The sequence below is a fragment of the Lacticaseibacillus parakribbianus genome (assembly GCF_025490915.1).
Lineage (GTDB): Bacteria > Bacillota > Bacilli > Lactobacillales > Lactobacillaceae > Lacticaseibacillus > Lacticaseibacillus parakribbianus.
In genome coordinates this window covers 1-10,231 of record NZ_JANQBA010000024.1, presented here as the reverse complement: position 1 = coordinate 10,231, position 10,231 = coordinate 1, and the positions used below count along the sequence as shown (strand labels likewise).

Below are 10,231 nucleotides of genomic sequence, written 5' to 3'. Positions count from 1 at the left end.
GTAGTTCGATGAGCATGTCTTTGAAATCTTGGTTGTACTTCTTAGCCATAACAGATCCTCCAGTAATCATACTTTGATGTCATTATACTAGATTCACTGTCTCACTTTTGAGGGTAACACCAGCCATCCGTCCACGTTTAAAAGTTATCTTTAAGCAAAATTACGAGAGCTACGGATACCGCCGGATCAAGATGGAATTAGATGATGAAGGCATTCATCTTTCTGAGAAAGTAATCCGTCGATTAATGGCTGAGGAGTAGCTGGAAGTCACCATTACGCGGTGTCACAAATATAGCTCGTATGCAGGAGAAATCACGCCGGCAGTCCCTAATTAATATCCTTGATCGAGACTTTCAAGCTGAGGCTCCCAACCAGAAGCTCGTTACGGATATTACGGAGTTTTCTATCCAAGCTGGGAAGGTATACTTGTCCCCGCTAATTGATTGCTTTGACGGCCAAATCACAAGTTGGACAATCGGCACCAGTCCTAACGCCGAACTGGTTAACACAATGCTTAGCGCTGCGGCAGAGACCCTTGCGCCTGACGAGAAGCCTGTTGTACATTCAGATCGAGGGGCTCATTACAGGTGGCCGGGGTGGATTGAGTTGATGGATGAATTTGGCTTCACACGTTCTATGTCGAAGAAAGCCAGAACCCCAGATAATGCTCAAGCAGAGAGCTTCTTTGGTCACCTAAAAACTGAATTCTTTTATAACAGAAGTTGGCTAGGAAAATCTATTGACGATTTCACCAAGGAACTCAACCAGTATATTGAGTGGTATAACACTAAATGAAGAAAAAAGTTTTAGGAGGAAAGAGCCCACAAGAATACCGTCAGAACATGGTTGCCTGAGGTTGAAAGTCCAGAAAAACGTCCGCACGCCCACCTTAATAGCGGCTTGTCAAAATACTCTTCAAAAAAGCTTATCAAGGCTTATATATTCTCCTACACCCCAATAAGCTCGTTCAACGAATACCAATCACGATCGAGTCGTCAAACTTCCGTTGGACAAATGGTACCCGTGCACAACCCCAGTCATAACGACAACGACTTTTCCGACTCGATGAACATTACGGCCGCTGGCTTGTATGAATCCACAGCAATAAATGGTGGTAAAAAAACGTACAAGTTAATCGGATACGATGATTTAACCTTAAAGAATAAAGAGCTAGATATTGACTCAGTTGATACCGGGTTTTCAATCCACGCGGACTTTCCTGAGGGGAAGTCGCTGACCAGTATTGAGAAGCAGCTTAATAAAGACGGCGAAGTATTGCCACAATAAATATTCAAATCACTTCAATAGAAAGAGCGCCGAGATAAAAAAATCGGATCTAGAATTTTTGGTGTTGATACTAATAACGCCAGAGATTCTAGATCCATCTTTGTATAACAAAAGAACACCTAGTCTCCTCGGTGCTATGCTTTAAGCGACGAAACCCAAACAAAGCGAGGTATGACTAGATGTCCGACTTAAATAGTACTCTTAAGCTGCTTGGAATTACAGATTCGAATATCACGGTCAGTGATGTACGTGATGAGATCCGCGGTCACGGCCAGGGTCGTAAGAAGTATCAGGTGGTTCATGCAGAACTGACGTATTTCCTAGAACGCTGTCCAAGTTGTGGCATGCCGGCATTGCGACGCAATGGGCACATCCGTACGCGTATTCACGTCAACGGCCCAACTGATTGCCCGGTAATCCTAGAGTTGGATAAGCAGCGCTGGCGTTGTCGTAACTGTCGGTCAACTCTCACTGCCACGACGCCCGTCGTAAAGCCTAATCATGCGATCTCTACCGGAATTTCGGAGTATGCGCTCAAGCTCTCTAAACTTGCTATACCAGGGAAACAGATAGCTTCTATTACTGGTATCTCGACGACTTCTATTGAGCGCATCATCGACGATGATATCAAGCCGCATCCGCTCAACTACCTCCCAGTAAATTTGTGTTTTGATGAGTTCCGTTCGACTCACTCCACAATGTCATTTATCTGTATTGACGCAGATACTCACAAAAGGGTCACAGTGCTTGGTGATCGTCTCTCAGCGACCATTAAGGACTTCTTCAAGAGCCACTATTCGAGCGAGCAAAGAGCCGGCGTCAAACACATCTGTATGGATATGAACGCCGCCTACCAGAACTTTTCTCACGAGCTCTTTCCAAACGCTGAGATCGTAATTGACAGATTCCACGTTATTCAGCTCATCGGGCGTGCAATGGATCAGATGTCGATGTCAGTCATAAAATGTAGGAAAATGGCGATTTAAAATTGCCCCGATTGTCAACTCAAGTGCAACACTAGATGATCAATTCAAATAATTGGTCTAGGTGATGCTATAGATCTGGCATCAGTTCTGCTGCACAGTGGTAATCCAAGGACCGTCTTGGACGCTGGTTGAGTGCGTCTTGGAAGCTTTGGATATCTGTGATGTCGTAGTCATGCAAAGATCGTCCTTTGGGTATGAACTCCCTAATCAAGCTATTAGCACGTTCGTTGGTCCCACGCTCCCAGGGCGAGTATGGGTGAGCATAGAAAACGGAGGTACCCGTGACTTCAGAGAGCTTTGAGAACTCACTGCCGTTGTCAAAGGTGACCGTCTTGAAGTGCTCAGCGCCATAGTCATCAAGAATCGATTGAAGGCCCTGTAAGCAGGTCTCGGCGTGGTAGTTTGGCAGCTTAAGGATGATCTCAAAGTGGGTGACACGTTCCGTCATTGTCATCAGTGCTGGTTCGTCCTCAACGCGAGTGCCTTTGACCAGATCACCCTCCCAATGGCCAATAATCTGACGGTCCTGGACCTCCTCTGGTCGTTCTTCAATGGACTGACCATAGACCCGCTTATTCGTTCGTGAGTGCTTGTGAGCATCGCTCTTGATTCGACGCCGCGGCTTCATTGGCAGATCGCCGTTGCGTACTGCTAGGAGACCCTTATCGATATCGCGGTAAACCGTCGGCGTGGAAGGACATAACTCGTCTGGATGATCGAGCCGATACGCGTGAACGAAGCTATCAACGCTATGTATCCGAGGCCGCTGGCGAAGTACGACGACTAGCTGTTCATAGAAGTCAGGACACTGTTCAAAGCGCGTTTGCGGGCGGCAGTGAGCACGGTGATTGGCATACACAGCAGCCCCAGTTTCGGCAAAGTAGCGTTGGAAGTGTTCACCACGACCACGAATCTGATCAGTGGTTCCGCGTCTGATTTCACGGCTCACCGTAGACTTACTGCGATGAAGTACTTCAGCGATGGCAGTAATGGTGTTCCCGGTGACATAGAGGGCCTCAATCTGGCCACGTTCAATAAGCGATAGTTGTCGGTAGTGGCGAGGCATGGTAGGCTGAGTTTGGGTCATGACGATTTCTTTCTTACTTGCTTGGTTGCTTATAAGAATAGGTCATCATGGCCTTTTTGGTCTAGTCAATTCGAGACTGGCTAGGTGTTGCACTTCAAGTTTAAATCAGGGTCGAATATTGGCCTCGATACAATACAAATTTCTTGTAGCACTCTTTAAAACGTAAGTGGTGTATGGCTGGCGCCGTTCTTGACAGAGCAACACCATCCATACACCACTTACGTTATATTTCGTTCTTTTCAACACACAATTGCCAAGTTTGATACGCCAAAGACTGTTTACTATCCATGAACGAACACGCGAAATGTTCAATACTTTTACGATACGCATCATTGATTTTGTACCTCTGTGAAAATCTGTCTAGCTGTCCCATCAACATAAGACCGCGCTCCCGACAGATAGAATCTTTTCGAGGATCTTCTGCTGCGACCAGATTGTTAAGTTTTCGCATATTGACCATTTTTCTTTGAAACGCCTGATTACCAAGAGATGGCAAAGTCGCAAAAAAGATTGTCAAGAGACCAACCAGTCTTAACTGATGTGCGGTTACACCAGAAATAGTTGTTGGATTCAAATCAAACGCTCGCACTTCAAGATGTGAAATACCATCCGTAAGGAGATATTTCGGTGATTTTCCTAGATTACTTTTGCAGCGAACTGATTCATAGTACTGATTTGACCGTAATATTTCCCCTTCGGAAATAGCATCTTCAATCTTATTAACATAGCCATCGAGACTATGATAGTCGCCTTTAATACTAGATGGAAAGCCCAGGACGCTGCGACGCACGCTTCGAACTGGATGTATCAACTCCTGGTTATCTAAATAACCGGAATAGCAAATCGGGGTGGCTCCAAACAAATAAGTGAAAGCCCACTGAAATACCATAAATTGTTGTGCAACGTGCAGATATAAAGCGTTGGAGTCGTCAAATTCAGTAGTCGCTAACAAAGTCTCCACCGCATCATCGTTCAAACTCACATTTAAGTGTACGCCACAATTCATAATACGCCGGATATCGTAGACTTCCCTAAGTTTTTGACGATACCAATTAGTTTCTTCGGGGACTGTTGAAATCATTTCCTGTCGTCCTCGATCAATCAGAGGTGGTGGACAACTGTATGGCCACAGTTGCTCATCAGGGGCTAACTGTGCGCCTACCGCATTGATAACTTTATTTGCCAGTTCAATATTTGCTTGCACATCAATTTGTGGCGGCAGTGCAAACTCAATTTGAGATTCAAAATATTCTCGACCAATATACCTGTCAAGATCAGGAGCAATCTCGGCGGGAAAATACTTGCGGCTAACCTGTCCTTGTTTATCAATACGAAGCTTTTCAACTTCGATACCAATTCTAACTGGAAACTCGTTACGTATACTTGACTTAAGATTAGTTGACATCACTTTGTCCTCATGTTTATTGTTTAAAAATACCGTCTTGATATTTTTCAAACCATTCTCTCCCCATGCTTCTATTCGAAACCAATAGCAAACGATCATCGCTATGAACTAGCTGATTAAGACCAGCATAATAATTCCAAGCATCCTGTGTCCGAGACTGTGTGGAAAACTGTAATAGCTTTAACCGGGAGCCTGACCCCGCCCATTGCTTGGACGGGGCCTGGCAATGAATTGGTATTAATTTTGGTAACGTGTACGGCTGTCAGTCCCAGAGGACTATGGTCGGCAACCATTTCTTCTAGAGATTTATCCCGTGTTTCACTTACTGATGAGGTTATAGCTTGCTGACTTGATGGTGAACACCCCGCTGATATGCTACTGCTAGTGATCGCTATCGTAATTGTAGTCAGTATCGACAAGAACCCTTTGCCCATAATTCACCTCCGAATCGCCATCTTATCAACGAAAATATCCAAGTAGACAAAAGAGGCAACTACTTTGTAATAGGATCAATTCGTAGTTGCCTCTCTTTAAAATGATGTCACCGAAATTAAGCTGGTTGCGGGTCTTTATCATCCTGCGATTCTTTCTTTTCAGTGCTTTCGTCTGCGTCCTTTTGAGCTTTAATTTCTTCGTCCGTCATCATATCTTTCACAGTCAATTTAATGCTTGTGACATCCATGCCAGTCATTTCCTTGACATTTTGACAAATCGCATCAGTGACCTGATCGAACACTTCTGGGGCTTTAGTCCCGTACTTCATGATCGCGTCAAGCTCAACGGTAACGCGTTTATTGTCTTCGATGTCCACTGAAACACCTTTTTTGAGGTTATCTGTTTTACGAAAACGATCAGTCATATCCGAAATGATATTGCCGGATAGATCCATCACCCCATCGACTTCGCTAGCAGTCTTACCAACGATTTTCTGTAACACATTATCATCAAACATAAGCTCTTTTTTGATCTCAACTTCAGGATCTGACTTGCTATCAGGCCCTGGTTTAGTACTGGTATCTGGCTTACCTGGCGTGTGCTTTGGATCAATGTGATCGTTAATATTCTTATTATCCATTATGGGCCTCCTGAGTTTAGGGGTTATCAGCGATTTGCTTTTTGCCATTCACGACGAGTCAAAACGTCACTCACCTCTAGGTTGAGTTCGATCACTTGTAGACCAGTCATGTGGCTGACAGCTTGTACAACTTTCGCACACAGCGCATCATAAATTTTATGAGTGTCAACGTCATACTCAACAACTGCCGTCATATCGATCGCCACTTGCTGTTCACCAACATCTACCTTGATGCCTTTGGTGATCCGCTCGTTGCGACCTAGCGTTTCAGAAACCTTGTCGACAACATTACCATCCATTTCCAAGATACCATCGATTTGTTGGGCACATATTCCGACGATCTTTTGAATGACATAGTCATCAAAAGTTAGGCGGCTATTAGCCTTCAACGTCTCTAAGTGATCAGTCGGTGTTTGCATCAGTTTCCCTCCACTACCTATGATTTATTCTTCAACCGTTGCTCTCCTTGTCGCAGCCAAGCAAGCAACCCGTCTTTATTCGAAAGTAACCAACGTTCAATCACAAAACCGGCAACGGCCAACAAAACAATTAGTAAGAGGCCTAAAAACCCCCACTGTAAAATCGACACGGCCAGCAGCACACCAATCAGTGCACCTTTTATTCCAAGTGGCATAGGCTCCTCCTTCACAGTCAAAGTACTCTGTTAGCATTTCTTGGGGTCGCTGTCGCTGGATGTAGGGTCACATGGACCCCTTTAGTTGCGATACCAAGGGTTTCCATCATTTTTTGCTTGGCAGTGGCCTCGATACGCTTACCTTCTTCTGCCAAATCAGTGTTGTTAAGGCTAAAGGCTTCAACAGACACCTTGGCAGCTTGCTGACGATTCAGCATTTTAACGTCGACACTAACGTTTTTGACTGGATGTTCGCTGGCAACGGATTTAGCGACGACATTGGCAACAGCTTGACGCGATAGGGAAAGGTTCCCTTGCTTTGACTTAACAACAAGATGTGTGCTGGTTGATTGCCGAAGTATGGCAACCAGTAACATCACGATAAAGGTTGCTAAGACAACTGCACTTAGACCGAGTAACCCCCAGCGCAGATATTGGTCGGTCACAACCAGCCATGTCGCAAGCGGATTCAATGGCCATGCTAACGTCACAACTAGTAGTGCTTGCAAGATCCCAATGATCGCCACAAAACCCAAGACTACTTTGGTAATTGGGCGCATGCTACTACCTCCTTTGTATTATGACCGGCGACTTTTACTCATTGCGCCGATCACAAGGGAGACCACGAAGACCAAGACAACTGCACCAATAATTGACGGCAGAATTGCCATGCCACCAACAACTGGTCCCCAATTACCGAGCAAACTGCTACCGACCCACGCGCCGACTAAACCAGCAATAATATTGCCTATCCAGCCACCTGGCATATCTCGACCAACGATCAGTTGACCGATCACACCGATTACAGCACCAACTATAAGAACCCAAATGAGATGTAACATTTTAAAGCCTCTCCTTTCGTTACTGAACATCTGTAGCGGACTAAGCGGCAAAGATATTGCGGTTACTGAATTGCATTTGATTCGCCTCACAAAAAGATGTAACCGCTATACCCTTATATTAAGCATAAAGGATCGGTGAACAGTATGTCAAACATTTGCCTGAGATGGTATGCGAAATCCTCTGACGTGCGTTGGCTGGGGGCAATTTGTTATGCTTGAAGTAAGCTAAGAAAGGGGAACCAATCATGACAAAATCGAACTTGAAAGATCCGCGGACACTTTATCATACTGGGAAATTTGATGAGCCGCAGCAAGAAACACCTGCACTCCAAGAGAATATGACGATCACGCCTGATTGTGGTGAGACTTCATATACTGGATACGGTAGATTAAAGAATCGTCGTGCTTTGATCACAGGCGGTGATTCTGGTATTGGTAGAGCAGTGGCAATCGCTTATGCACGAGAAGGCGCTGACGTCGCAATTCAATTTTTCCCTGGCGAGGAAAAAGATGCCCGAGCAGTAGCAACCCTGATTGAAGCTGAGGAGCAAAACGCAGTCTTAATCCCGGCAGACTTGAGAGATGACGGCGCAGCCGAACGAGTCGTAAGCCTTGCGATCGAAAAACTGGGTGGACTTGATACGCTAGTTTTAAATGCAGCCCAACAGATTCAGCATCAATCGATTAAAGAGCTCCCTCAGAATCAAGTTCAGGATACGTTCATGGTCAACGTTCTATCAATGTTTGATTCTGTTAAGGCCGCACTCCCCTTCTTGACGCCTGGAAGTTCAATTATTACCACTACTTCGATACAAGGCTTTGATCCATCGCCCAGCCTGTTAGACTATGCCGCATCCAAAGCTGCGATCACTAATCTGACCATTGCGCTTGCAAAATTGTTAGCCAAGGACGGAGTTAGAGTTAATGGCGTAGCGCCTGGACCGATTTGGACACCGTTACAGCTTGATCATGGACAACCTCAAGAGAAACTGGCCACTTTTGGAAAAGATACGTTAATGGGACGTGCAGGTATGCCCGTTGAACTCGCACCAGTGTATGTACTCTTAGCCTCAAACGATGCCAGTTACATTACCGGCCAAATATACGGTGTTACAGGAGGTGCCTCCATTAATCCATAATAAAATAGCCTAAGCCAACTAGGCCCAGGCTCAACACATATTCTAGTTCCGATTCGTTGAGACGCTGGTAGCTAGACGCATGAGTAAGCCAAATGCAAGCAGACCACCAACGATTTTCCAAGTTCTTTTGGGAACGGCATTGAGTGTACTTCGAATATCCTCTTTGGATGGCATCATCTGGTATCACTTCCTCTCTATTTCAATCATAACAACTTAGCCAATCGTTTAACAACTCATAAGGGCTTCACACATGAAGATTAAATCGAGGAGCAATGCATATGCTGAGATATTTTAAAATTACTTCGGAGAATATTTGTGAAACTAACGCAGGAGATTATAACTGGTTAGTGCTAGACAACGCGTCGGCTTCGGAAAAGAGTCAGCTTGTGGATCTATATAAGCTTCCAGCAGATGTCTTTGATAATACCTACGGTGCTGAAACAGTCACGCGATTCGAATATTTGCCTGAAAATAGTCTCGATAAGATGTGGCGTTTGACTATAATGGATCTATCTCCGGAAACTAATAATCAAATTGAACGCCGGTTACACCCAATAACATTTCTCAAGTCTCCCAATTTACTAATTATGCAAGTACCTATGGGCTCAAATCTGATTGATCGCTTAATTCAAGAATATCAAAACAATCCAAGCAAGATGGATAGCCTCGTGTTATTTGGCCTGTTAAGGCTATTCATACATTTCAATTATGAGCTTGTACGTCAAAAGCAAATTATTGAGGAATTAGACCAGGCAGCACGAGTGACAGCTCGCAATGCAGCGTTATATCAACTTACGGATACAACCAAAGATCTTGTTTACTTGCGACACGCATTACAAAATCTTCAAACATCACTTAAACAATTTTGGGCAGAGAGTATGCTTGCAAAAGATATGCCCCAGCTAGGACTCAAAAGACAAATAGATCACCAACAACAATATGCGGAAAAGCAAGTGGCTATCTATGTGGATTTAGTCGAAACGATCGGTGGTCTTTTTACTGATATGATGAACAACAACTTGAATCATTTAATGCAGTATCTAAATACTGCTGCATTATTACTAGCTGTCCCATCTTTGATTGCAGGTATATGGGGCATGAACGTTGGTAGCCTGCCAGGTGAACGAACTCATTTTGCTTTTTGGGTGGTGCTTGGCATAATGACGGTAATCACCATAGTTTATGGCCTATATCTTGCCAAGAAAGACTACACGAAGTAGCAAATGACTCGAGAAGTTGCACGTTTGCAGAACGGCCTATATTATTTCTCAAGCGTTTAATTGGCATATCATGCCCGTAATGTTGTACTCTTAGTATAGGGAGGTGACAGCGATGGCAGACTTGAAATCAACTAAGGACAAAGCCCTTGGCAAGGTCCAAGAAACCACCGGTAAGTTGCTAAAAGATGACAAAATGGAAGCAAAAGGCAAAGCGAAACAGTTGAAAGGCGAAGCAGAAGCAAAAGCTGAAGACGCTAAGCAAAAAGTTGCTGGTAAGGCTAACGACCTAATCGACGACCACAATTAATTGAATTACTTCGATTCGCATCATAACCCTCCAGATTATTAGCGCATCATGTAAAAGGCACTCAGATTTTGTCTGAGTGTCTTTTGTGCTATCAAGATTATGCAACTCACTGTAAGCACCCAATAACGTAAGCACCCAATAACAGACCGGATATGATTGCCCCTTGCCGGGCAGTATGATTGCCTCATCAAATCTAAATTGGTGAGGTAATTTTATGGATGAGAAACCTGAGATTGTTCGGATCAAATT

The 10,231-nt window shown here is 44.4% G+C and carries 11 protein-coding genes and 2 pseudogenes; 6 read left to right on the top strand and 7 right to left on the bottom strand.

The window, feature by feature from the left end; translation table 11 throughout:
* Positions 1 to 122: 122 nt before the first annotated feature.
* From NUH19_RS12830 to NUH19_RS12820, 3 genes and pseudogenes are all read left to right on the top strand, one after another.
* Positions 123 to 854, top strand: a pseudogene (locus NUH19_RS12830) (IS3 family transposase); the annotation flags it as partial.
* The gene (locus NUH19_RS12825) at positions 847 to 1,287 is read left to right on the top strand and encodes a hypothetical protein (protein WP_225049395.1); all 441 of its coding nucleotides are present in this window, start codon (positions 847 to 849) and stop codon (positions 1,285 to 1,287) included. The pseudogene NUH19_RS12830 and the gene NUH19_RS12825, both read left to right, overlap by 8 nt.
* A gap of 179 nt (positions 1,288 to 1,466) precedes the next feature.
* Positions 1,467 to 2,252, top strand: a pseudogene (locus tag NUH19_RS12820) (ISL3 family transposase); the annotation flags it as partial.
* An 88-nt stretch (positions 2,253 to 2,340) separates the two neighbouring features.
* On the opposite strand, the gene NUH19_RS12815 reads toward NUH19_RS12820, so the two are convergent.
* The 7 genes from NUH19_RS12815 to NUH19_RS12785 all read right to left on the bottom strand — a co-directional run bounded on the left by NUH19_RS12815 (position 2,341) and on the right by NUH19_RS12785 (position 7,316).
* Complete coding sequence (locus NUH19_RS12815; RefSeq protein ID WP_179394117.1) at positions 2,341 to 3,360, bottom strand: IS30 family transposase; 1,020 nt, start codon at positions 3,358 to 3,360, stop codon at positions 2,341 to 2,343.
* Positions 3,361 to 3,583: 223 nt separating this feature from the next.
* A complete protein-coding gene (locus tag NUH19_RS12810; protein ID WP_225049370.1) occupies positions 3,584 to 4,816 on the bottom strand; it encodes a hypothetical protein in 1,233 nt (410 codons plus the stop codon).
* A 499-nt stretch (positions 4,817 to 5,315) separates the two neighbouring features.
* Positions 5,316 to 5,840, bottom strand: coding sequence for an Asp23/Gls24 family envelope stress response protein (locus tag NUH19_RS12805; RefSeq protein ID WP_225049369.1), 525 nt, complete (start codon positions 5,838 to 5,840; stop codon positions 5,316 to 5,318).
* 26 nt (positions 5,841 to 5,866) lie between these two features.
* Positions 5,867 to 6,259, bottom strand: coding sequence for an Asp23/Gls24 family envelope stress response protein (locus tag NUH19_RS12800; protein ID WP_225049368.1), 393 nt, complete (start codon positions 6,257 to 6,259; stop codon positions 5,867 to 5,869).
* Between the two features lie 17 nt (positions 6,260 to 6,276).
* A complete protein-coding gene (locus NUH19_RS12795) occupies positions 6,277 to 6,474 on the bottom strand; it encodes a hypothetical protein (protein WP_225049367.1) in 198 nt (65 codons plus the stop codon).
* A gap of 17 nt (positions 6,475 to 6,491) precedes the next feature.
* On the bottom strand, positions 6,492 to 7,034 hold the full coding sequence (gene amaP, locus NUH19_RS12790; protein WP_225049366.1) for an alkaline shock response membrane anchor protein AmaP: 543 nt from the start codon (positions 7,032 to 7,034) through the stop codon (positions 6,492 to 6,494).
* Positions 7,035 to 7,052: 18 nt separating this feature from the next.
* Entirely contained in the window at positions 7,053 to 7,316 is a 264-nt protein-coding gene (locus NUH19_RS12785) for a GlsB/YeaQ/YmgE family stress response membrane protein (RefSeq protein ID WP_225049365.1), read from the bottom strand.
* Positions 7,317 to 7,561: 245 nt separating this feature from the next.
* Here NUH19_RS12785 and NUH19_RS12780 point away from each other — a divergent pair, with 245 nt between their 5' ends.
* The 3 genes from NUH19_RS12780 (at position 7,562) to NUH19_RS12770 (ending at position 9,982) form a co-directional block, all read left to right on the top strand.
* A complete protein-coding gene (locus NUH19_RS12780) occupies positions 7,562 to 8,455 on the top strand; it encodes an SDR family oxidoreductase (protein ID WP_225049364.1) in 894 nt (297 codons plus the stop codon).
* 278 nt (positions 8,456 to 8,733) lie between these two features.
* Entirely contained in the window at positions 8,734 to 9,675 is a 942-nt protein-coding gene (locus NUH19_RS12775) for a magnesium transporter CorA family protein (RefSeq protein WP_225049363.1), read from the top strand.
* A gap of 112 nt (positions 9,676 to 9,787) precedes the next feature.
* A complete protein-coding gene (locus NUH19_RS12770) occupies positions 9,788 to 9,982 on the top strand; it encodes a CsbD family protein (protein WP_225049362.1) in 195 nt (64 codons plus the stop codon).
* The last annotated feature ends 249 nt before the right edge of the window (positions 9,983 to 10,231 follow it).

What these genes read in the sequence shown, in the direction of transcription:
- NUH19_RS12815 (WP_179394117.1), bottom strand. Translation starts at nt 3,360, where the DNA reads ATGACCCAAACTCAGCCTACCATGCCTCGCCACTACCGACAACTATCG.
- NUH19_RS12805 (WP_225049369.1), bottom strand. Translation starts at nt 5,840, where the DNA reads ATGGATAATAAGAATATTAACGATCACATTGATCCAAAGCACACGCCA.
- NUH19_RS12800 (WP_225049368.1), bottom strand. Translation starts at nt 6,259, where the DNA reads ATGCAAACACCGACTGATCACTTAGAGACGTTGAAGGCTAATAGCCGC.
- NUH19_RS12795 (WP_225049367.1), bottom strand. Translation starts at nt 6,474, where the DNA reads ATGCCACTTGGAATAAAAGGTGCACTGATTGGTGTGCTGCTGGCCGTG.
- amaP (WP_225049366.1), bottom strand. Translation starts at nt 7,034, where the DNA reads ATGCGCCCAATTACCAAAGTAGTCTTGGGTTTTGTGGCGATCATTGGG.
- NUH19_RS12785 (WP_225049365.1), bottom strand. Translation starts at nt 7,316, where the DNA reads ATGTTACATCTCATTTGGGTTCTTATAGTTGGTGCTGTAATCGGTGTG.
- NUH19_RS12780 (WP_225049364.1), top strand. Translation starts at nt 7,562, where the DNA reads ATGACAAAATCGAACTTGAAAGATCCGCGGACACTTTATCATACTGGG.
- NUH19_RS12775 (WP_225049363.1), top strand. Translation starts at nt 8,734, where the DNA reads ATGCTGAGATATTTTAAAATTACTTCGGAGAATATTTGTGAAACTAAC.
- NUH19_RS12770 (WP_225049362.1), top strand. Translation starts at nt 9,788, where the DNA reads ATGGCAGACTTGAAATCAACTAAGGACAAAGCCCTTGGCAAGGTCCAA.